General features: G+C 70.4%; 19 protein-coding genes. 11 read left to right on the top strand and 8 right to left on the bottom strand.

The window, feature by feature from the left end; translation table 11 throughout:
* Positions 1-30 precede the first annotated feature (30 nt).
* Complete coding sequence (locus tag ABGB21_RS15520) at positions 31-1,545, top strand: CehA/McbA family metallohydrolase (protein WP_347678303.1); 1,515 nt, start codon at positions 31-33, stop codon at positions 1,543-1,545.
* Positions 1,546-1,597: 52 nt separating this feature from the next.
* Here the strand turns inward: ABGB21_RS15520 and ABGB21_RS15515 are convergent, their stop codons facing one another.
* The 5 genes from ABGB21_RS15515 to ABGB21_RS15495 form a co-directional block, all read right to left on the bottom strand.
* Positions 1,598-2,830, bottom strand: coding sequence for an MFS transporter (locus tag ABGB21_RS15515; RefSeq protein WP_347652210.1), 1,233 nt, complete (start codon positions 2,828-2,830; stop codon positions 1,598-1,600).
* Between the two features lie 61 nt (positions 2,831-2,891).
* Positions 2,892-3,920 (bottom strand): LacI family DNA-binding transcriptional regulator, encoded by a 1,029-nt coding sequence (locus ABGB21_RS15510; protein WP_347678301.1) that lies wholly within the window; start codon positions 3,918-3,920, stop codon positions 2,892-2,894.
* Between the two features lie 93 nt (positions 3,921-4,013).
* Positions 4,014-4,925: a carbohydrate ABC transporter permease gene (locus ABGB21_RS15505; protein WP_347652212.1), complete on the bottom strand. Its 912-nt coding sequence runs from the start codon at positions 4,923-4,925 to the stop codon at positions 4,014-4,016.
* A gap of 1 nt (position 4,926) precedes the next feature.
* Positions 4,927-5,856, bottom strand: coding sequence for a sugar ABC transporter permease (locus ABGB21_RS15500; protein ID WP_347678299.1), 930 nt, complete (start codon positions 5,854-5,856; stop codon positions 4,927-4,929).
* A gap of 29 nt (positions 5,857-5,885) precedes the next feature.
* Positions 5,886-7,184 carry an extracellular solute-binding protein gene (locus ABGB21_RS15495; RefSeq protein WP_347678297.1) on the bottom strand — a complete coding sequence of 433 codons (1,299 nt, stop codon included), beginning with the start codon at positions 7,182-7,184 and terminating at the stop codon, positions 5,886-5,888.
* A 184-nt stretch (positions 7,185-7,368) separates the two neighbouring features.
* On the opposite strand from ABGB21_RS15495, the gene ABGB21_RS15490 reads away from it, so the two are divergent.
* Positions 7,369-9,426: a beta-galactosidase gene (locus tag ABGB21_RS15490; protein ID WP_347678295.1), complete on the top strand. Its 2,058-nt coding sequence runs from the start codon at positions 7,369-7,371 to the stop codon at positions 9,424-9,426.
* Between the two features lie 137 nt (positions 9,427-9,563).
* On the opposite strand, the gene sigJ is transcribed toward ABGB21_RS15490, so the two are convergent.
* Complete coding sequence (sigJ, locus tag ABGB21_RS15485) at positions 9,564-10,502, bottom strand: RNA polymerase sigma factor SigJ (RefSeq protein ID WP_347678293.1); 939 nt, start codon at positions 10,500-10,502, stop codon at positions 9,564-9,566.
* Positions 10,503-10,651: 149 nt separating this feature from the next.
* Between sigJ and ABGB21_RS15480 the strand changes: the two genes are divergently transcribed.
* From ABGB21_RS15480 to ABGB21_RS15465, 4 genes are all read left to right on the top strand, one after another.
* Positions 10,652-11,158: a carboxymuconolactone decarboxylase family protein gene (locus ABGB21_RS15480; protein WP_347678291.1), complete on the top strand. Its 507-nt coding sequence runs from the start codon at positions 10,652-10,654 to the stop codon at positions 11,156-11,158.
* A gap of 218 nt (positions 11,159-11,376) precedes the next feature.
* Positions 11,377-12,630 carry a hypothetical protein gene (locus tag ABGB21_RS15475; protein ID WP_347678289.1) on the top strand — a complete coding sequence of 418 codons (1,254 nt, stop codon included), beginning with the start codon at positions 11,377-11,379 and terminating at the stop codon, positions 12,628-12,630.
* A gap of 103 nt (positions 12,631-12,733) precedes the next feature.
* A complete protein-coding gene (locus ABGB21_RS15470) occupies positions 12,734-13,528 on the top strand; it encodes a nucleotidyltransferase domain-containing protein (protein ID WP_347678287.1) in 795 nt (264 codons plus the stop codon).
* A 91-nt stretch (positions 13,529-13,619) separates the two neighbouring features.
* Complete coding sequence (locus ABGB21_RS15465) at positions 13,620-14,567, top strand: hypothetical protein (RefSeq protein ID WP_347678285.1); 948 nt, start codon at positions 13,620-13,622, stop codon at positions 14,565-14,567.
* Here ABGB21_RS15465 and ABGB21_RS15460 read toward each other — a convergent pair.
* Complete coding sequence (locus ABGB21_RS15460) at positions 14,561-15,493, bottom strand: LysR family transcriptional regulator (protein WP_347678283.1); 933 nt, start codon at positions 15,491-15,493, stop codon at positions 14,561-14,563. The genes ABGB21_RS15465 and ABGB21_RS15460 overlap by 7 nt on opposite strands.
* 128 nt (positions 15,494-15,621) lie before the next feature.
* On the opposite strand from ABGB21_RS15460, the gene ABGB21_RS15455 reads away from it, so the two are divergent.
* The gene (locus tag ABGB21_RS15455) at positions 15,622-16,230 is read left to right on the top strand and encodes a dihydrofolate reductase family protein (RefSeq protein ID WP_347678281.1); all 609 of its coding nucleotides are present in this window, start codon (positions 15,622-15,624) and stop codon (positions 16,228-16,230) included.
* 108 nt (positions 16,231-16,338) lie between these two features.
* Here the strand turns inward: ABGB21_RS15455 and ABGB21_RS15450 are convergent, their stop codons facing one another.
* Positions 16,339-17,676: an XRE family transcriptional regulator gene (locus ABGB21_RS15450; protein WP_347678279.1), complete on the bottom strand. Its 1,338-nt coding sequence runs from the start codon at positions 17,674-17,676 to the stop codon at positions 16,339-16,341.
* A gap of 343 nt (positions 17,677-18,019) precedes the next feature.
* Here ABGB21_RS15450 and ABGB21_RS15445 point away from each other — a divergent pair, with 343 nt between their 5' ends.
* The 4 genes from ABGB21_RS15445 to ABGB21_RS15430 all read left to right on the top strand — a co-directional run bounded on the left by ABGB21_RS15445 (position 18,020) and on the right by ABGB21_RS15430 (position 22,234).
* Positions 18,020-18,292 carry a hypothetical protein gene (locus ABGB21_RS15445; protein ID WP_347678277.1) on the top strand — a complete coding sequence of 91 codons (273 nt, stop codon included), beginning with the start codon at positions 18,020-18,022 and terminating at the stop codon, positions 18,290-18,292.
* A gap of 94 nt (positions 18,293-18,386) precedes the next feature.
* On the top strand, positions 18,387-18,686 hold the full coding sequence (locus tag ABGB21_RS15440; RefSeq protein ID WP_347653900.1) for a hypothetical protein: 300 nt from the start codon (positions 18,387-18,389) through the stop codon (positions 18,684-18,686).
* A gap of 301 nt (positions 18,687-18,987) precedes the next feature.
* Positions 18,988-20,595, top strand: a complete 1,608-nt coding sequence (locus ABGB21_RS15435) for an arabinogalactan endo-1,4-beta-galactosidase (RefSeq protein WP_347678275.1) — start codon at positions 18,988-18,990, stop codon at positions 20,593-20,595.
* A 46-nt stretch (positions 20,596-20,641) separates the two neighbouring features.
* Positions 20,642-22,234, top strand: coding sequence for an arabinogalactan endo-1,4-beta-galactosidase (locus ABGB21_RS15430; protein ID WP_347678273.1), 1,593 nt, complete (start codon positions 20,642-20,644; stop codon positions 22,232-22,234).
* Positions 22,235-22,343: the final 109 nt, after the last annotated feature.

Genomic DNA, 22,343 nt, shown 5'->3' with positions numbered 1-22,343 from the left:
TCTGGATCGATCACCTATCCGGAGGCAAGCATGTCCAGTACAGATCTGACCCGGCGCAACCTGCTCCGGGTGGGCGGGGTCGTGGCCGCCGGTGCCGCGGTCAACCTCCTGCCCGCCGTGGCGTTCGCCGAACCGGCGTCGTCCGGTGACGGCCAGCAGACCAAAACGGTCACCGGCACCTTCACCCCGAGCATCGCCGACTGGTACTACCTGCCCGTCCAGGTGCCGAAGGGCGTCAACAGGATCGAGGTCAGCTACACGTACGACAAGCCGGCCGTACCGGGTGGCACCCGGGGCAACGCCTGCGACATCGGGATGTTCGGCCCGGAAGGGCACGACCTCGGCAACGCCAGGGGCTTCCGGGGCTGGTCGGGCGGCTTCCGGAACTCGTTCTCGATCAGCGCCACCGAGGCGACCCCCGGCTACCTGGCCGGTCCGATCAAGCCGGGCACCTGGCACGTGGTCCTCGGCCCGTACACGGTGGCGCCGCAGGGTCTCAACTACTCCGTCACCATCACTCTGCACTTCGGCCCGCAGGGTACGCCGTTCCGGGCCAATCCCGCGCCGACCACCGCCCCGGCCCGGCAGCGCGGGCGGGCCTGGTACCGCGGCGACTGCCACCTGCACACCGTGCACTCCGACGGCCGTCGTACGCCGGACCAACTCGTCGCCGACGCGCGGGCCGCCGGGCTCGACTTCATCGTCTCCACCGAGCACAACACGCCCAGCGCGCACCTGCAGTGGGGCAACCACGCCACCAACGACCTGCTGATCCTCAACGGCGAGGAGGTCACCACCCGGTCCGGGCACTGGCCGGCGATCGGCCTGCCGGCCGGCGAGTGGATCGACTGGCGCTACCGGGCCGGCGACCCCGCCGACTTCCGGCACTTCGTCGACCGGGTACACAAGCTCGGCGGTCTGGTGACGGCCGCACACCCGTTCGCCAACTGCTTCGGCTGCACCTACGAGTTCGCGTACGAGCTCGCCGACCTGGTCGAGGTGTGGGGCGGACCGTGGACCGACGACGACCAGGCGTCGGTCACCCACTGGGACGGGCTGCTGCGCGGCGGGAAGTTCATCCCGGCGATCGGCAACTCGGACGCGCACAACCCGGACCAGGTCGTGGCCAAGCCGCACACCGTGGTCCTCGCCGACAGTCTGCGTAAGGAGCACCTGCTCGCCGGGCTGAAGGCCGGCCGGTCCTGGCTGGCCGAGTCGTCCGCCGTGCAGCTCTCCTTCACCGCGAGCGTGCCCGGCCGGACCGCCGAGATCGGTGGCCGGTTGCCGGCGGAGATCGGCACCCCGGTCACCGTCACCGCCGTGGTCGGCGGGGTGCCCGGCACCACCGTGACGATCCTCGACCAGCTCGGCCCGGAGTACAGCCAGACGGTGCCGGAGTCGGGTGTGGCGACGGTGAGCTGGACGACCTACCCGCGCTACAGCCGCTGGGTCCGCGCCGAGGTGCGCCGCCCCACCGCCGGGTCGACCCCGCTCACCGCGCCGATGGTGGCGATGACCAACCCGATCTTCCTCGGTCGGGACTGAACACCACCCCGGGCGGTGTCCCTACCCCGGCAGGGACACCGCCCGGGGAGCTTCAGACCGCCGCAGCCGGAGACGGGACGGTCTCCTGTTCCACCGGACGGGTCCGGGCCGCCCAGCGAACCACCGGTGGCACCAGGGCCCCGAGTACGACGAACAGCACCCCCAGCACCAGCCAGCCCGGTACGCCCCAGCCGATCGCCAGGCTTGTCACCACCGCCGGGGCGAGCATGCCGCCGACCTGCATCCCCATCCCGTACGCGCCCTGGTACTGCCCCTGGGCGTGGGCCGGGGCGAGCCCGAACGAGATCCCCCAACCGGCCGCCGAGTGCCACAGTTCGCCGATCACGTGCACCAGCGCCCCGAGCAGCAGCAGGACGACCGCGCCGGCGGTGGGCAGGTCGCCGCTGACCGCGAAGAGCAGGCAGGCCAGGGCGATCGCCAGTCCGGCCCGGCGGGCGGCCCGGGCGGCGCCGCCGAGGTCCTCGGTGCCCCGGGAGGCGCGGACCTGGAAGAGCACCACCATCGTGGTGTTGACCAGGAACAGTGCCGAGACGAGCCAGCGCGGTGCCGTGGTGTGTCCGACGACCCAGAGCGGCAGTGCGATGTTGAGCAGCCCGAAGTGCATCGACATCAGCCCGTCGAGGGCGGTGAAGGCGAGGAACGGCCGGTCCCGCAGGGCGACGAGCCGGGGCCCGGTGGCCGGTGCCGGGACCGGTGGCAGCGGGGCGAGCCGGGTGGTGATCGCGGCCGCCGCGAGGTAGCTGACCGCGTCGACCAGGATCAGGGCGACGTAGCCGGTCCGGGTGTCGACGGCGATGCCGACGCCGGCGGCGACGGTGCCGACCGAGATGCCGACGTTTGTGGTGGCCCGCAGGTAGGCGCGGGTGCGTACCCGCTGGTCGGGCGGGACGGATCCGGCGATGAGCGCACCCCGGGCGCCCCGGCTGGCCGCGTCGGTGAGCGCGGCGGCGGCGCCGACCAGCAGGAACTGCGGGAAGGACCGGACGACGACGAGCGCGACACTGCACCCGGCGGAGGCGAGCAGGGCGGTGATCTGGAGGCCGCGCGGGCCGTACCGGTCGGCGAGGTAGCCCATCGGGGTGCTGGCGAGCAGGCCGATCGCGGCGGTGATGGTGAGCCCGAGGCCGACCTGGGCCACCGAGAGTCCGACCGAGCGGGTCAGGAAGAGCGCGCTGGCGGTGAGCCAGATGCCGCGCCCGGTGGTGTTGACCAGGGTGGCGAGGGTGAGGATCCGGGCCGCGCCCGGGGCGGGAAGGAGCTGCACAGCCCTGATCTAACAGTACGTACGTACGGTTTGTTAACCGGATGTACCCGGGGTCACACCCCTACGCGGAGTCCCGGACCACCAGCTCGGTGGGGAGGATGACCGCCGCGTGCGCGTCCCCGGCCAGGTGGTTCAGCAGCAGCCGGACCATCTCGGCGCTGAGCCGGGGCCAGGGCTGCCGGATCGTGGTCAGCCGGGGCACCGAGGTGCTCGCCACCTTCGAGTCGTCGAAGCCGCCGACCGCGACGTCGTCCGGCACCCGGCGCCCGGCCCGGTGCAACGCCGCGATCGCGCCGACCGCCATCAGGTCCGAGGCGACAAAAACCGCGTCCAGGTCCGGCACCTGACGCAGCAGCCGGGCCATCGCCTCCGCCCCGCCGTCGTGGCTGTAGTCCGCGGTCACCACCAGGCGCGGGTCGACCTCGCCCAGCACGTCCCGGTAGCCGGCCAGCCGGTCCACCCCGCCGGAGGTGTCCAGCGGCCCGGTGATGGTGGCGATCCGCTGCCGCCCCTGCGACCGCAGGTAGCTCACCATCTGCCGGGCGCCACCCCGGTCGTCCGCCGCGACGTAGCTGACGTTGCGGTCCCGGCCCAGTGGCCGGCCGCAGGCCACGAAGGGCAGCCCGCGGGCCTCCAGGTCGTCCAGCAGTGGACTACCGGCGTGACTGGAGATCACCAGGGCGCCGTCGACATGGCCGGCGGTGACGTACCGGCCGACCCGCTTGCGGTCCTCCGAGGTGCCGGCGATGGTCAGCAGCAGCGTGATGTCGTGCTCGGCCAACTCCTGGGTGCAGCCCCGGAGCAGGATGTTGAAGTTCGGATCCTCGAAGAGCCGGTCCTGCGGTTCGGAGAGGATGAACGCCACCGAGTCCGAGCGCTGGGTCACCAGGCTGCGGGCGTGCTGGTTGACCACGTACCCGGTCTTGCGGATCGCCCGGCGCACCGCGTCCAGGGCCGGACCGCTGACGTTGTGCCCGCCGTTGAGGACCCGGGAGACGGTGCCCCGGGAGACCCCGGCCACCGCCGCCACGTCGTCCATGGTGGGGCGGGGCCGGACACGGCGGGCACGGTTGCGTTCGGGCGCGGTCACGCTGTCATTGTCCCCGGGCCGGCCGGCGACGGTGTTCTCCACCCGTGTGACACACCTCGCCCGTCCCGCCGTCCCGCCGCAGACCGTCGACCGTTACGCCTTCACCGAACCGGAGAGCAGGTCGATCCGCCAGTACCGCTGCATCGACAGGAAGAGCGCCACCAGCGGGATGATCGACAGCAGCGAGCCGGTGATCACCAGCCGGTACAGCGCCGGCGTGGTCGAGCCCTGGTTGAGCAGCGTGTAGAGGCCGAGGGTGACCGGGAACTTGTCATCGTCGGCAAGCATGATGAACGGCAGCAGGAAGTTGTTCCAGATGGCCACGAACTGGAACAGGAAGACCGTGATCAGCCCCGGCACCATCATCGGCAGCGCCACCCGGCGGAAGATGCCGAGTTCGCCGGCGCCGTCGACCCGGGCCGCCTCGATCACCGAGTCCGGCACCGCCGCCGCCGCGTAGATCCGGGCCAGGTAGATCCCGTACGGGCTGACGATGCTCGGCAACAGCACCGACCAGTACGTGTCGGTCAACCCGACCTTGGCCAGCAGCAGGTACTGCGGTACGGCGAGCGTGATGCCCGGCACCAGCACCCCGGCGAGCAGCACGTTGAACACCACCGACCGTCCGGCGAACCGGAACTTCGCCAGCGTGTACCCGCTCAGCCCGGAGACCATCGCGCTCAGCGCCGCCCCGACCCCGGCGTAGAGCGCGGTGTTCAGCATCCACCGCCAGAACAGCCCGTCGCCGTACGTCGACAGGTCGGTCAGGTTCGTGACCAGCGAGTCGCCGGGGGCGAAGGTGAAGCTGGTGAAGAGCGTCGACCCGCTCTTGGTCGAGGCGACCACCACCCAGAGCACCGGGAGCAGGCAGTACACCGCCCCGATCAGCAGGACCACGGTCGGCACCAGCCGCGACCAGAGCGGCCCGGTCGGTCGGCCGCCGCCGCTGTCGCCGTGCGCCGCCTCTCCCGTCGGGGCGGCGGTGACCAGACTGCCGGTGACCATCTCAACGCTCCTGTCCGAAGGCCCGGTTCTGCACCAACCGCAGGAAGCCGAAGGAGAGGACCAGGGTGATCGCGGCGATCAGCACCGAGGTGGCCGCCGCCGCGTACGGGTCGTTGGTGTCGAACGCGTCCCGGTAGACCTTCATCAGCGGGGTCCAGGTCGACGAGATCGAGTTGCTCAGTGGGGAGAGGGCGAGCGGTTCGACGAACACCTGCAGGGTGGCGATCATGCTGAACACCGTCGTCATCACCAGCGCCGGCAGCAGCAGCGGGATCTTGATCCGCAGCGCGATCTGCACCTCGGAGCAACCGTCGAGCCGGGCCGACTCGTAGAGTTCCGGCGGGATCGCCCGCAGCGCGGTGTAGAGCACGATCATGTTGAACCCGACGCCACCCCAGAGCGCGATGTTGACCACCGCGAAGAAGACGCTGCCCTCGCCGAGCAGGTCCGGTTCGGGCAGCCCCAGCCAGGCCGCCACGTCGTTGACCGGGCTGGTCGCCGGCAGGTAGAGGAAACCCCAGAGCAGGCTGGCGATGATCGCCGGCACCGCGTACGGCAGGAAGATCGAGGTACGGGCGAACCGGCCGAACCGGGCCCGGGGCCGGTCCAGCAGCAGGGCGAACAGCAACGCCAGGCCGAGCATGGTCGGCACCAGCAGCGCGCCGTAGCCGAGCACCCGCAGCCCGCCGGACCAGAGCTCCGGGTCGCCGATCGCGGCCCGGTAGTTCTCCAGCCCGGCGAAGATCTCGGTCCGGGCGCCCCGGCCCAGCCCGAGCCCGGAGACGCGGACCTTGCGCAGGCTGAGATATCCGGCGTATCCGATCGGCACGATGATGAAGAGCACGAAGAGGATCACCGCCGGGGCGAGGAAGGCGTACGGTGCGCCCGTACGCCTACCCCGGCGGCCGACCCGGGTGGTGGCCGTGGACATCAACTCTCCGTTCCGAGGGGTCCCGCCGCTCAGCCGGCGATGGCGAAGCCGTTCTTGCGCATGTCGTCCACGGTGGCCGTCTGCATCGCGTCGACCGCCGCGCTGAACGGGGTCTGCTGGCTGATCGCCCTGGCGAACTCGTCCTGGTAGACCTGGTAGGTCACGTTGACGTTCGGCCCCCAGGTGACCCCGGCCGCGGTCTCGGCGATCTGCTTGGTCAGCGGATAGAAGTCGGCCTGGTTGGCGAGGAACGCCGGCGGCTCGGCGAGCGCCGGTCCGGTCTGGGCGTCCCGGGCGGCCGGATAGACCGCAGCCTCCCGGACCAGCAGGCTGGTCGCGGTCGGGTCGGTGTTGAGCCAGGTGGCGAACTTGACCGCCGCCGTCCTGTGCTTCGACGCGGCGGTGACCCCGGTCGACGAGCCGCCCCAGTTGCCGGTCCGGTTCTCCCCGGCGGTCCACTGTGGCAGCGGCGCCATCGCCCACCTGCCTTTCGTGTCGGGTGCGTTGCCGGCCAGCACGCCCGGCGCCCAGACCGCGCTGGGCCAGGCGAGCAGGGTGCCGTCGTTGAGCGCCTTGTTCCACTCCGGGGTGTACATCGGCTTGCCGTCGACGACCCCCTCGGCGACCAGGCCGCCCCAGTAGTCGGCGACCTTCTTCGTCGCCGCGTCGTTGACGGTGACCCGCCAGGACTCGCCCTCGATCCCCCACCAGGCGGCCCCGGCCTGCTGGGTCAGACCGGCGAACCACCCCGGGTCGGTGGCGGAGAACGTGGTCAGCCAGTGCTTGGTGGTCCTGCCGCGCAGCGTACGGGCGGTCTGGGCGAACTCGTCCCAGGTCTTCGGCACGGTCAGGCCGAACCGTTCGAACAGGTCGGTGCGGTAGTAGAGCATCATCGGCGCGGCGTCCTGCGGGATGGCGTACACCGCGTCGGTGCCGAGCGTGACCTGCTGCCAGGTCCCCTCGGCGAACCGGTCCTTGACCGGGTTGGCCTGGCCGGCGATGTCGGCGAGTACGTCGTTGCTGACCAGCGTCGGCAGTGCCTGGTACTCGACCTGGGCCAGGTCCGGCGGGTTACCGGCCTTGGCGGCGGTGAGCAGCTTGGTGACCATGTCCGCGCCGCCGGCCTGCTTGCTCAGCGTCACCTTCATCTCGGGGTTGTCGGCGTTCCACCGGTCGACGACCTTCTCGATGTTCGGTGCCCAGGACCAGAAGCTCAGCTCGACCGGGCCGGTCGGCTCCTCGGGCTCGTCTGACGTGGAGGTGCAGGCGGCGACCAGGCTGACGGTGAGCGCCAACGTCAGGATCTTCCCGCCGAGCGAACGGGTCATCTCAACCTCTCGGTTTCCGGGGGGTGTCATCGGGTGGTGATCGACCAGAAACATCTGTGAGCGCTCACAGTGTTCGGCTCACGATCTCTCGTGTCAAGAGAGTCATCAGGGCTTGGTTGGCTTGTAGATCCGTGTGACATCATGCGCTCTACCGTTGGGAGCGCGCACAGTTCGGAGATCCCGTATGAGTCAGACCCCGCATCTGGTGGCCGCCACCGGAGCTGTTCCGGCCCCCGCCGGGCCGCTGCCCCGGCTGGACCGCCTGGCGTACGGCGGCGACTACAACCCGGAGCAGTGGCCGGAGCACGTCTGGGCCGAGGACGTCGAACTGATGCGGGCCGCCGGGGTCAACCTGGTCAGCGTCGGGATCTTCTCCTGGGCGCTGCTGGAACCGGCCGAAGGACACTTCGAGTTCGGCTGGCTCGACCGGCTGCTCTACCTGCTGCACGCCGGCGGGATCGCGGTCGACCTGGCCACCCCGACCGCCGTACCACCGGCCTGGTTCCGCCGGCGGTATCCCCAGGCCCGGCTGGTCGGCGCGGACGGCACGGTGCTCGGCGGCGGCGCACGGCAGTCGTTCTGCCCCAGCTCACCGGCGTACGCCGAGGCGAGCGCCCGGATCACCGAACAACTCGCCCGCCGCTACGCCGACCACCCGGCGCTGGTGCTGTGGCACTCGCACAACGAGTACGGCGGCGTCAACGCGGCCTGCTACTGCACCACCTCGGCGGCGGCGTTCCGGGACTGGCTGCGCCAGCGGTACGCCGACGACCTGGACCGGCTCAACGATGCCTGGGGCACCACCTTCTGGGGCCAGCGGTACGGCGACTGGGCCGAGATCGAACCGCCGATGACCGCCCCGACCGCGGTCAACCCGACGCAGCAGCTCGACTTCCTGCGCTTCTCCTCCGACGCGCACCTGGCCAACTTCCGCCGCGAGCGGGACATCCTGCACGAGTTGGCGCCCGGCATCCCGGTGACCACCAACTTCATGCTCGCCAACTGCAAGTGGATGGACTACTGGCGCTGGGCGGCCGAGGTCGACGTGGTCTCCAACGACCACTACCTGCGGGCCGAGGAGCCGGACAACCACATCGAGCTGGCGATGTGCGCCGACCTGACCCGGGCGGTCGCCGGCCGCCGGCCCTGGCTGCTGATGGAACACTCCACCTCGGCGGTCAACTGGCAGCCGCGCAACCTCGCCAAACGCCCCGGCGAGCTGCGCCGCAACAGCCTGGCGCACCTGGCCCGGGGCGCCGAGTCGGTGCTCTTCTTCCAGTGGCGGGCGGCCCGGTTCGGCGCGGAGAAGTTCCACTCGGCGATGCTGCCGCACGGCGGCACCCACACCCGGGTCTGGCGGGAGGTGGTGGCGCTCGGCGCCGAACTGCCCCGGCTGGAGCCGCTGCGCGGCACCCAGGTCCTGGCCGACGTCGCGGTGCTCTGGGACTGGGAGTCCTGGTGGGCGCTGGAACTCGACTGGCGTCCGTCGGTCGACCTCGACCACCGGGAACGGATGGCGGCGTACTACGAGCGGCTGTGGCGGGACAACGTCACCGTCGACTTCGCCCACCCGGAGGGGGCGCTCGACGACTACCGGCTGGTCGTCGTACCGAACCTGTACCTGACCACGCCGGCCGCCGCGGAGAACCTCCGCCGGTACGTCGCCGCCGGCGGGACGGTGCTGGTCTCGTACTTCTCCGGAATCGTGGACGGCAACGACGCGGTGCACCCGGGCGGGTTCCCGGGCGCGCTGCGGGAGCTGCTGGGGCTGACGGTCGAGGAGTTCCTGCCGCTGCGGGCCGGTGAGACGGTACGCCTCGGCTCCCCTGAGGTGGGCGGTGAGCTGGTCGGGGACGTCTGGACCGAGGCGGTCGTACCGCAGGGGGCCGAGCCGGTGCTCTCCTACCTGGACGGTCCGGCTGCCGGCCGACCGGCGGTCACCCGGCACGTGCTCGGCGCCGGCTCCGCCTGGTACGTCTCCACCCGGCTCGACGCGGCCAACCTGGCACCGGTGCTGCGGGCGGCGTACCGGGACGCCGGCATCGTCGGCCCGGACGGGGTGCCGGACGGGGTGGAGGTCGTCCGCCGCGAGGGCGCCGACGGCAGCCGGTTCCTGGTTGCCGTCAACCACACCAACGAGGACGTCGAGCTGCCGGTGACCGGCACCGACCTGGTCGACAACACCGGGTACGACGGTCTGCTGCGCCTGCCGGCCGGGGAGGTACGGGTGCTGCGCACCTGACGGGGGCGGCCACCAGAGCGGCGGCCTCCGGAAGGGCGGCCGCCGCACCCCCCGGTTCACCGGTGCAGGACTCGGGTCCGAAGTTGCCCGGCTCACTCCCGACGTGGGCCGTGGACGCCCGCCCGTGGACCGCCAGGCTACTGACCCGCCGTCCACGACCGGAGCTTCTCCGGGTTCCGTACCGCCCAGATATGCCTGATCCGGTCGCCCGCGACCTCGAAGGCCAGCACGGTCACGGTGACGCCGTCCTGCTGGACGACCAGACCGGGTTGGCCGTTGACCGTGCGCTCCAGAATCGTCAGCCGGGGTGCCAGGCCGGCAACCTCGACGAGGCCACGTGCGATCCGCTCGGCGCCGTCGACCGGGTCGAGCACGGCGTTGACCAGTCCGCCGCCGTCGGCGGTCGCGGTGGCATCGGGGTCGAGCAGGCCGATGAGGGCGTTGATGTCCCTGGCCTGCCAGGCCCGCTTGAAGTTCCTGACCAGGCCGGCCTGCTGGGCGGTCGGGGCCGCGGGCGCCTGCGACTCGCGGATCCGGCGGCGGGCGGAGGTCGCCAACTGGCGACAGGCCGCCGGGGTACGACCGACGATCTCCGCGACTTCGGCGAAGGGGTACCGGAAGACGTCGTGCAGGACGAACGCGACGCGCTCGGCCGGGGTCATCGTTTCGAGTACGACGAGGAAGGCCATGCTGACCGACTCGTCGAGGGTCACCCGGTCGGCCGGATCGGCGCTGCTGGCACCCGGGCGTCCGCGGATCAGCTCGGTACGGTCGGGCAGCGGCTCCGGGATCCACTCGCCCACGTACCGTTCCCGCCGGACCCGTGCCGAGCCCAACAGGTCGAGGCAGATCCGGCTGGCGACCTTCGTGAACCACGCCCCGGGGATCTCGACGGCGTCCCGCTCCTGCGGCGACATCGCGTACCAGCGGGTGTAGGTCTCCTGGGCGACGTCCTCGGCTTCGGCGAGCGAGCCGAGAAGCCGGTACGCCAGGTTGATCAGTTGACGCCGCTCGCGGACGATCACGCTCAGGGTCGGATCGGGCCGGCCGTCTCCCGGCTCGGACTGGGTGGTCATGGTGTCGACGGCTCCCTCGGCTGCGGCTGTTCCCACCGTTGCCGACGAAACAGCCCCTCGGATTGTGAGGTGGGCGGGTCACCTCACATTTCCGCCGGCCGTCTCGTCGGACCACCGAGACACCATCCACCGGACAGGAAGGTTCGACCATGGCCACGTCCACCACTACCACCCAGGACAACCTCCGATCGCGGCTGCCCGACCCCGCCCCGCTCTTCCCGGAGTTGGTGACGATGGCCGGCACCATGACCAGGGCCATCCAGAACGGCTCGGTCCCGAAGACCACCATCCACCTGGTGCAGCTGCGTGCCGGACAGCTCGTCGGCAGCACCTACCACACGGTCCGGCAGAGCGGCGAACTCCGCCAGGCCGGGGAAACCGAGGAGCGGATCACCGCCGTCGCGTCGTGGCGGGACGCCCCGTACTTCACCGAGGCGGAGCGGGTCGCGCTGGAGCTCGTGGAGGCGGTCCTCACCCCGAACCCGTCCGGGGAGCGCGTCCCCGACGAGCTGTTCGCCAGGGCGGCCGGCCACTACGACGACAGGGCGATGTGGACGCTCACCCTGGTGATCAGTCAGATCTGCTACTTCATCCCGGTCGCGCTCGTCGCCAAGCCGATCCCCGGCGCGCCCCTCGGAGAGAACTACCGCAGGTAACGGCCGACTCCGGGGCATCGACGCGTACGGGAACGTCGTGCAGGTCGGTGGCCACTCCGGTGGCCACCGACCTGCGGCCCGGTCGACACCTGAACGGCAGCACCGCGTCTGACCGCTCTGCTTCGGCTGCCGACCGGAAAGATGAACGGGTACGGACCTGACCGGGAGCGGCCGTCGCCGCTGACCTCCGTTCCGGAAACCACTCGTATGCTGGTCCGATGCCTGGGGATGGAGGTGTTCCCGGTCGGTTGGGGCGGATCGCCGGGAAATTGTCCGCCGCGCGGGCCACGCCGCCATCCTGGACGGCCTTCGGCGCTCGGGAGCACCGGTTCGAACTCCGCGCGCCGTTGTCCGAGGACGTGGTGGCCGAGTTCGAGGCGCGGCACGACGTCGCGCTCCCGCCGGAATACCGAATCTTCCTGACCGAACTGGGCGACGGTGGCGCCGGGCCGGGCTACGGTCTGCGCCCACTCGCCGACTCGTGCGGCCCGTCCTGCCGGCCGGGGCACCTGGCACAGGCCAGCCCCTACCTGCCCGGCCCGCGTTACCTGGATGACTGGGAGCAGCGGTACGAGGAGCCGCCCGGACCGGACCGGACCTTTCTGCGAGGCACCCTGCGGATCGCCGACCACGGGTGCTCGCTCTTCACCCAGCTCGTCGTGACGGGGCCGGCACGCGGCAGGCTGTTCAACCTCGACGACGAGGGACCGGTCGGACCGTACGTGGTGGAGGACGCCGACTTCCTGGCCTGGTACGAGCGGTGGCTGGACGAGACCGTCGCCGGGTACGACACCGGCTGGTTCGGTGAGCGTTTGCCGCTGGACGAGCTGGCGCTGCTCGCCGCGCTCGCCGCCGATCCGTCGCCGGAGCGGCGGGCCCGGGCCGGGACGTCGCTGCTCATGCTGTCGGTTGTCAGCGACGCCGCATGGGCGGCGCTGGCACGTGCCGTGGCCACCGACAGCGACGCGGGCGTGCGGGCAGAGTTGCTCGACGCACTGATTGGGCAGGGACGTGACCCCCGCCCGGCACACCCCGGGGCGGCCGGGGACGAGGTCGCCCGGTACGCCAGGTCGTCCGCCCCGGTCGACCTCCGAGCGTTGGCCCTGCTGCGCAGGCTCACCCTCGACGATCTCCTGCCGGAACTCGCAAATCACGATCCCGAACGGCGGCGGCGAGCGGCCTACCTGCTTGCCTGGGATTCCTCGGAGATCAGACGCAGGCAGCCGCCGCGAGGGCTGCTCGACGGTGTGGTCCGGCGGCTTCTCGACGCCCCGGACCCGCTGCTCCGGTCCCACGGCGTCGCGGTGGTCCGCTGGTTCGGCCTCACCCACCTGCACTCCGTGCTCCACGATCTGCGGGGCCGGGAACAGGATTTTTGGGTTCTGCACCATCTCAGGTGGTGCCTGGCCGAGCCGTCACGTCCGACAGCGGACGGGTACGACGATCCGTGGGCGTCGGCACCGCCGTTCTGAGGCCGTAGCGGTGGCGCCGTCGTCGCTGCCAATCACCTCGTCCGGCGTCGGCACCGGAAAACGGGTCCATGGAGTGGCGGCGTGGAGTGTCAGAATCACCCACGTGATCAGCGAGTTGACCCGGACCTACCTCGACGCGGTCGACCGGGCGCTGCCCGGATACGTACGCGGTCTCTACCTGGTCGGGTCCGCCGTGCTCGACGCCTGGCAGCCCGGGGTCAGCGACGTCGACACGGTGATCCTGACCTCGCGTCCGGCCGGCACAAACGACTGTGCCGCGCTCGCCGACGTGCACGCCGGGATGCCGGACTCCCCGCACTTCGACGGGGTCTATCTGGATCCGGCGTCGGCCCGGTCGTGGCCGGACGACCAGCGGGTGGTGCCACACGCCGTCAACGGGACGTTCACCGCCGACCGACCCTGCGGCGAACTCACCCCCGTGCTGTGGCTGACCCTGCACCGGTACGGCGTACCGGTGCGCGGCCCGGCAATCGCCGACCTGGGCGTACGGGTCGACCCGGAGGCGGTACGCCGCTACAACCTCGACAACCTGCGGACGTACTGGCAGTCGTCGGCGGCGACGGTCCGGGCAGCGATGACCGGGCTGCCCGCCGACGAGACCGTGGACGCCGGTTTGGTGAGCTGGTACGCGCTCGGCCCGGCACGCCTGCACCACACGCTCGCCCACGGGGACGTCATCTCGAAGGCCGCCGCCGGGTTGTACCTCGCGACGCTGTTTCCCGGGTACGCGGACCTCGCGCACCGCGCCATCCGCTGGCGTACCGGCGCGCCGGAACGCTTCACCGCCGCAGACCTCTCCGCCGCGCTCGACAGCGTCGACCAGGTGGCCGACGACGCCTGGCGCCGCTTCGGTACGGGGTTGTCCACCTCGCGGTAACTGACTCGATCGCGAGCAGACCCGGCCATAGACTTACCACTATCGGTTGGCTCGCTCGCGGCCGGTGCCGGTGACGGCGCGGGGAGGTGTCATGTCGGTTACCCAACAGCCACGACGCTCCTGGGCCAGGTCGATCTGGGGATGGATCGTCACCCTGGTGTCGACGGCCGTCGCCCTCTGGATCGTGGTGCAGGTGCTACCGGACTTCGAGCTGACCGGGTCCGGCACGGCGCAGGTGTTGACACTCGTGCTCATCACCGTCGTCTTCCTCGCCGGCGTCGGGCTGTTGCCGCTGCCTCTCTACCGGTTGTTGGGGCTGCGGGCACGGCGGACCATCCGCGAGATGGCGCAGGAGCCTGACCTCGACGCCTCGGAGCGGGAGTTCTTCGCGCCGTTCCGCCGGATGATGGTGCTGTCCGGAGTGAGCACCGTCGTCGGCATCACGGTCGCTCTGGCGCTGGCCCCCGTTGTCCTGTGGCTGTCCGTGCGGCTGTGCGAGGCCCTCGGGCTGCCGGTACGGCTCTCCGGTTTCTGGCCGACCGTCTTGGCGGCGGTTCTTGTCTCGCTCATCTCGACGACGGTCGGAGACCTGCTCCGATTGCCGACAGGCCGCCTCAGGATCCTGCGTACGCTGCGTTTCCTCGCCAGGTACCTGCTGCCCATGGCCGGCCTGTGGCTCACCGTGACCTGGCTCGACAACGCCACCCTGGGCGCGGGCGACGGTCAGCAGCAACTGTCTGTCCTGGTCGTACTCGCGGTGCTGTTCGCGCGTCTTGCCTTCGAGGTGAGCGCGCCCCTGGTCACGCTGGTCCTCATGCTGGTCATCAACGTGTTCAAGCTGTGGCTCCTCAGCTGGCTGAGCGGCTGGATGATCCATTCCCTTCAGATCAGCGGCTTCTGGACCTTCGTGCTCGCCGCCCTGATCGTCACGATCGTGACGCTGCCGAACGAGTGGTTGAAGCCGCGCCGGCCGCCCGAGCCGCCGATGCACGACCCGCTCATGGACCCGATGCACACCCCGACCACGCCGTACTACTGAGCCTCGTTCTCACCACCGGTCGAGGACGTGCCGGTGACCGCGGCGCCTCCGGGCGATGCCGTCGAACTGGTCACTTTGGTGAGTGCCGCCAGTACGGCGGCGACGGCGGGCGGGTCGGGTGGGTCGCCGTAGGTGGCGGCGTGGAGCTGGCGGCGGAAGCCGACAATCTCGGTGATGTGGACGTCGGGTCGGCGATGGGCCTGGAGCGCGAGGCCGGGCAGCATGGTCACGCCCATGCCGGCGGCCACCAGGGATTGCACGACGACCATGTCGTCGCTGAGTGAGCCGATGCGGGGGGTGAAGCCTTGCCGTCGACACGCGGCGAACAGCTCTGCCTGGCACCGGTCGCCCCCGCCGATCCAGGCGGAGTGGCGATGGTTCGCGAGGCTGTCGTCGGGTCGCCGGCTGACGAGGTAGATCGGGTCGTCGCCGATGTGAAGGAGCCGGAATCCCTCGTCCTCGACCGGAGCGTCGGCGTGTCGGAACACGAGGGCGACGTCGATCTCGCCGTGGCGCAGCAACTGTAGTGCCTCGACCGGGTGGCGCTCGATCAGGCTCAGCTCGATTCCCGGGTACGTCTGTGCCAACGCGCCGGCCATTCGGGGCACGATCGTGCTCAGCGCCGAGGCGTTGGCGGCCAACCGGACCCGCCCCGACTGCAGGCCGACCTGTGCCGCGAGTTCGCTGGTCGCCGCGTCGACCCGTCCCACGATCTCGGCGGCCCGGTTGGCCAGTAGCCGCCCTTCCGGCGTCAGCCGGATCCCCCGACCGACCCGCTGCACGAGCTTGACACCGGTGGCCGCTTCCAGACGGGACAGGTGATGGCTCACCGACGGCTGTGAATAGTGCAGCTCTCTCGCCGCTCCGGTCACCGACCCGTGCCGGGCCACCGACGCCAGAACCATGAGCTGGACCAGGTTGAGCACAGATCGAAGATATCAATGGGTTCGACACAGAATTGGCATTGGACGTCATGCTTCGTCCATCGCATGCTGATCCCCGACAAAAAGCTCACCGCAACGACGACGACGGTCACCACGAGGAGAAGCAACGCATGGGCAAGGTCATCTGCGACATCACGATCTCGGTCGACGGGTACTCGGCCGGGCACAATCAGAGCGAGGAACGCCCGTTCGGCGACGACGGCGGCGACGGCTCCGGCAGCATGCTGCACGCCTGGCTGTTCGACACTCCCGACGAAAACCGGGCCGAGCTCGACCGGTGGGCCACCGCCAAGGCCTTCATCATGGGACGCAACATGTTCGGCCCCGTGCGCGGCGGGTGGGATCGGCAGTGGAACGGTTGGTGGGGCGACAACCCGCCGTTCCACACGCCGGTATTCGTCCTCACCCACCACCCGCGCGACCCACAACCGATGGCCGGCGGTACGACGTTCCACTTCGTCACCGACGGAATCGAGTCGGCGCTGGCCCAGGCGCGTGCGGCGGCTGGCGACGGCGATGTCACGGTCACTGGCGGCGCGACGACGATCAACCAGTACCTCGCCGCCGGCCTGGTCGACGAGCTGCGGCTGCACATCGTGCCGGTCACGCTCGGTTCCGGCACGCGACTGTTCGAGGGCGTCCCCGCGCTGAAACTCGAGCAGGTCGAGTCGCGGGCAGCGAGCCTGGTGACCCATGTGACCTATCGCGTGTTGTCCTGACCTCGTGGGTGGTGTCAGCCGCGACTACCGCCGTGACACCACCACAGCGGGCGCCCCGTACGCGGAGTCACCAGGCAGTCCTGCCGTCCTGCCGTCCGCAGGTCTTGATCATTGTCCTCGCGACAGGATGGCACTGCGATGCTGCCAGGCCAGGTGCATGCATGCCGCGCCACTGGGTGCCATCGATCCCGAGTCGAGTAGACGCTCCACCGTGGGCCCGTCGAAGGCGAGTTCCTCGGAGGCCAGCTCGCCCTCGTCGTTTCTGTCGACCAGACCGTCGAAGATCCGGTCGAAGACGTCGGCCTCGAACACCGCGACCGTCAGGAGATCACCCACATAGTTGAGGGCGTCCACCCCGATGCCGAGGCAGTAGACGTTGATGGCGCCGCGCCGGCGTGCGGCGTCCAGTGACCGGAACGGCTCCTCGTTCTCGTAGTCGACCGGCGCCCCTCCCCCGTCGTGTTCCGGGTTGCCGAGGAACTCCTCGCTGTACTCCCGCATCACGTTGCGCCACAAATCGAAGTCCGGGGAGTGGGGGGCGCGCAGGACCGAGGCGGGCTGGAATACGCCGGTGGGGAAGACGCTGAGCATGCCACCGGCGATCGCGACCTTTCCGGGATCTCTCCGCAACAGGAAGAAACTCGCCCCGGAATCGCTACGTCGGATCGTCAGGGTGCTCACGGAGGTCAGCAACGGATAGTCGGTGAGCGCGAACGGGTCCCTGAGAAGTCGACGGAAGGGCAGGTTCTGCCACACGATCCGATCGGGCGTCAGGTTCCCATGCTGATCGACGCCGACAAGCGCTGCCTCGTGGGCGAGCGACTCCCCGACATCGATCATGTCGAAGTAACACATCTCGCCGAGTGTCACGGCCATGGCGGACGGACTCGCCGGCTCACCTGGCAGGACGTCGAGTAGTCGATAACAGAGCCGGTTCTCGAACAGTCGTGGCCTGGCAAGGTCACGCATCGCCCGGTGGTATCGATCGTATTCTCGGCCGGAGTCGGCGATCGGCCGCAGCCGCCGCGTCTCCCGTTCGCCACCGGTCGCCCTCGGACGGTCGGCGTCGTCCCGCCAGTTCAGTTCCACCTCGCCCAGATCAATCGGTCTGGTGAGCCGCCACTCCGGCGGCATGAGCACACCGGTTTGCCCGAGGCGGATCGGTTCCGGGTAGAGCCGACTGACCTGGCGGGTCAGCTCAGCGCGGTGGCTCCCGAGGAACCGCCGCGTCCTCAACCAGCTCCGTCGGCTCCTGCCGATCGCCGAGTCCGGTTCGTCCCTGCCAGCGCCGTCGTTGCTGCCAGCGCCGTCGTTGCTTCCCATCAAGCCGAGCATCTGACGGGGGATACCCAGACCGTCAGCGAAGCGCTCGAAAGAGGCCGAGCGTAAGGACCCTCCGCCCACCCCGTTCCAACTCGCTGATGTGTGGCTGAGGCATACCGACAAGCATCCCCACGTCATTCTGGCTCGCGCCGGTCCACCGGCGGAATATGCGGGACACGGCACCCATGTCCCGCTCCGCAAGCGCGTGGACCATTTCGGGCCGATCCCAGAGCCCGGGCGGAACGACGGGTGGCGTCCACGGCTTCATGTCCAGACCCTACCGAGCACCCGCATACCTGGGCGGTATACGCGCGCTGGCTGTCCGACAACGACCCGCGCGGGTTTGCTGATGGAAAGCCTGGCCAGGCCTGCACTGCCACTGTCACCAGTTCGACGCACCACCGGATACCTCCGGTCCCTATTGGCCGGCGCCGGCGGTCGTCACCCGACAACCGCGAGGTGAGGCATGGGTTTGTGGGCTCGATGGCGGCGACGGCGGCTGACGTCGTTGTTCCGGCGACATGCCGCCGACGTGCTGGCGGCGGCCCGGGCCGCTGACGCTGCCGAGGCGGAGGCCGCACGACAGCGCGTACTGGAACTGGCCCGTCGACAACGCCGAGACGTCGACACCGAACAGGTCGACCGGAACTGGAACGGCCCGACCCGGATCGACGGCCTGCCGCTGCTGACGTACGGCCAACAGTGGCAGTACGGGACCGGGCGGGTCGAGCCGTGGTGATCCGGATCTGGAGATGGTTGCGTCGGCGCCGCCAGGCCAGCCGGGTGGCGGACCGTCGGCGCAACGACTGGCGCTGGCACCGGGCGGGGCGGCGATGAACGAACGACCACCGCATCTGGTCAGCCCGTCGATCCCGGACCTGCCGGACGGCACGCTGCTACGCCTCGCGCCGGGCGAATGGTCGCACTGTCGTACGGTGCCGGACGGCAGCCCGCTGAACGTGACCGTGTGCCGGGTGCACCGCAACGTGACCCGGCAGGACGGGGCCGATTTGTGGGTCTGGATCGTCGGCCACGAACATCCATCGTGCACCTGGCCGCACGTCGAGTCGCACCCACCCTGTCTGCAGCTGATGGTGCGGGTCGACGTACTGGCCCGAGTGGTCGAACCGTGAGCATGGTCGGGACTGGACGATGACGTCGGTAGTGCCTGGTGCCTGAGAGTCACCACGGTGACTCTCAGGCACGTCGTCCAAGCCGAGCATGGGTGCACCGCCGACAAGCGGCGGGACCTCGGGCGAACGTTCGGAACGCGCGGGCACCCGGCGCGACCCCCTTGACATCGCCGTACGTGGATGATTCTGTGAGCGCTCACAGCAGTAGTTTCCAGACCGGAAGCCATGAACGTATATCACCGCAGCTAGATGTCGATTTTTGTGGGCTGTAAGCGCTCCCAGGTAAGGAGGAATGTTCCCGATGCGGCACAGGAGGGTCAGGTTCGCAGCGGTCGTGCTGGCTGCGGTCGCCGCCGTGGCCGTCGTACCCGGTCTCGCTGGACCGGCGGCCGCCGGAAGCGGGCGGTCGGGGGCCGGCGGTGCCGCAGCCCTGGCCAACCCGGGCTTCGAGGCCGCCGGTTCGGACGGTTCACCGACCGGCTGGTCCGAACGCGGTCAGACGGCGGCGAGCTACGTCGAGCCGGGCGGGCGGTCCGGCGCGAACCGGCTCACCCACGCCGCCGAGCAGCCGTACCAGGTCCAGACCCGGCAGCGGGTCACCGGCCTGGGCCGGGGCGGGCACACGCTGCGGGTCGCGGTCCGGGCCAGCGGCGGCCAGCGAAAGGCGTACGTCGCGCTCACCGACTGCGGCGGGCCGGAGCGTCGGCTCGACCTGCCCCGGACCGGAGCCGAGTGGTGGGTCGAGGTCGCTCTCACCACCCGGGTCAGCACCGGACGCTGCACCATCGTGCTCGGCTCCGACGGCGACGCCGGCCAGTGGGCGCACTTCGACGACCTGACCCTCACCCCGACCACCGGGGAATCCGGGCCGGCACTGGCGATCGCCGGCGCCGACGTCTCGCACCTGACGAAGAACGAACACCACGGCGCGGTGTACCGGGACCGGACCGGCCCGCCCCGGGACGCGCTGCGGATCCTGCGTGCCAACGACGTCAACTACGCCCGGCTCAAGGTCTGGGTCGACCCGGCCGACGGGTTCAGCGACAAGGCGGACGTGCTGGCCAAGGCACGCCGGGCGCACGCCCTCGGAATGGGCCTGCTGATCGACTTCCACTACTCCGACACCTGGGCCGACCCCGGCAAGCAGTTCAAGCCGGCCGCCTGGGCGGACCTGCCGTTCGACCAGCTCCGGCAGGCGGTGTACGACCACACCCACGACGTCGTCTCCGCACTGCGCCGACAGGGCACTCCGGCCGACATGGTGCAGGTCGGCAACGAGATCAACGGCGGCATGCTCTGGCCCGACGGGCGGTGGGACAACTGGGACCGGCTGGCCACCCTGCTCACCGCCGGCAGTACCGCCGTCACCGACGCCTCGCCGCGTACCAGGGTCGTGCTGCACCTGGCCGAGGGCGGCGACAACGGCGGCCACCGCTGGTGGTTCGACAACGCGGTCGCCCGGGGTGTGCCGTTCGACGTCATCGCCGTCTCGCACTACACGTACTGGCACGGACCGCTCGGCGCGCTGCAGGCCAACCTGCTCGACCTCACCTCCCGGTACGGCAAGCCGGTGGTGGTCACCGAGACCGCGTACGGCTTCACCCTCGCCGAATCCGATCACGAGACGAACATCTTCAACGCCGCACTCCAGCAGGTCGGCGGCTATCCGGCGACACCCGCCGGGCAGGCCGAGGCGGTCCGGGACATGATCACCACCGTGTCGGCCGTACCCGGCGCGCTCGGGATCTTCTACTGGGAACCCACCTGGACGGCGGTGGACGGCGCCGGCTGGGATCCGGCCGACCCGACCTCCGGCGACGGCTGGGAGAACCAGGCGCTCTTCGACTACGCCGGTCGGGCCCTGCCCGCGCTGCGGGTGCTCGGCGACGCCGCGAAGCACAAACGGTAGGCAGGCAGCGTCCGGCGCTCCAACCCCTCCGACGGAAGGAACCCCCATGCGCGGTTCGTCCCGACCGCTGCGCAGCATCGCCGCCGTCACCGGCACGATCATGCTGCTCGCCGCCGGCCTGCTCACCGGGACCGGCGTTCCCGCGTCCGCCGCCACCACCATCACCAACCCGGGCTTCGAGTCCTCCGGCGGCACCCAGAGTCCGACCGGCTGGTCCGAGTCGTCCGGCACCGGGCAGCAGAGCGCCAGCTTCACCGAGGCCGGCGGACGCTCCGGCAACTACCGGCTGTCGCACTGGGCCTCGTCGGCGTACCAGGTGGAGACGTACCAGCAGTTGACCGGGCTGAGCGCCGGGTCGTACACGTTCCGGGCCTGGGTCCGCTCCGGCGGCGGCCAGGTCGCCACGTACCTGGTGCTGCGCGGCTGCGGTGGCGCCGAGCAGCGGGCCAGCATCCCGACCACCTCGACCTGGACGCAGGTTTCGGTGACCAGCCAGGTCACGGCGGGGGTCTGTACCGCCGGCATCGTCTCCAACGCCCAGGCCGGAAACTGGATCAACGTGGACGACGTGGAGTTCGTCGGCAACGGCGGCGGCAATCCCAACCCCAGCCCGAACCTGATCCGGGGCGTGGACATCTCGACGTTGAAGAAGAGTGAGGACCGGGGCGGGGTCTACCGGGACGCCGCCGGCAACCAACGTGACGCCCTGCAACTGCTCCGCTCCGCCGGCGCCAACTACGCCCGGCTGAAGGTCTGGGTCAACCCGGCCGACGGCTACAACAACCGGGCCCGGGTGCTGCAGATGGCCACCCGGATCAAGGCGCAGGGGATGAAGCTGCTTGTCGACTTCCACTACTCCGACACCTGGGCCGATCCCGGCAAGCAGTACAAGCCGGCCGCGTGGAACGGCTACAGCTTCACCCAGCTGCGCGACGCGGTCTACCACCACACGTACGACGTGCTCAACGCCCTGAAGGCGCAGGGTACGACGGCCGACATGGTGCAGGTCGGCAACGAGATCAACGACGGGATGCTCTGGCCGGACGGCCGCAGCTCCAACTGGGCCAACCTGGCCGCCCTGCTCACCGCCGGCAGCAACGCGGTGAAGGCGGTGAACAGTTCGACCCAGGTGATGCTGCACCTGGCCGAGGGCGGCAACAACAGTCAGCACCGGTGGTGGTTCGACCAGGCGACCTCGCACGGGGTGCCGTTCGACGTGATCGGGGTGTCGCACTACCTCTACTGGCACGGGTCGCTCGGCAGTCTGCAGAACAACCTCAACGACCTGGCGTCCCGGTACGGCCGGCCGGTGGTGGTCGCCGAGACCGCGTACGGCTTCACGCTGAACGCCGACGACGCCGAGCCGAACATCTTCAACTCCTCCCTGCAGCAGGCCGGTGGTTATCCGGCCACCCCGCAGGGGCAGGCCGACGCGCTGCGGGCGGTCTTCAGCGTGGTCAAGTCGGTGCCGAACGGGCGTGGTCTGGGTGTCTTCTACTGGGAGCCGACCTGGACGGCGGTCCCGGGCAACGGCTGGGATCCGGATAATCCGTCGTCGGGCAACGGCTGGGAGAACCAGGCGCTCTTCGACTACGCCGACCGGGCGCTGCCCGGCCTGTCCGTCCTCGGCACTGCCTGAGCCCGTCTGACCGGTTCCTGTCCCCCAGCAGACGGATCACGAAACACCACGGGCCCGACCTGGAAGACCAGGTCGGGCCCGTGCCGTCGACGCCGTCGGCCGCGGGGCG

Origin of the sequence: Plantactinospora sp. B24E8, from assembly GCF_039871735.1 — a bacterium.
Lineage (GTDB): Bacteria > Actinomycetota > Actinomycetes > Mycobacteriales > Micromonosporaceae > Plantactinospora.
Note: the sequence above shows the minus strand (reverse complement) of the source record. Positions and strands in the feature narration are given on the sequence as shown.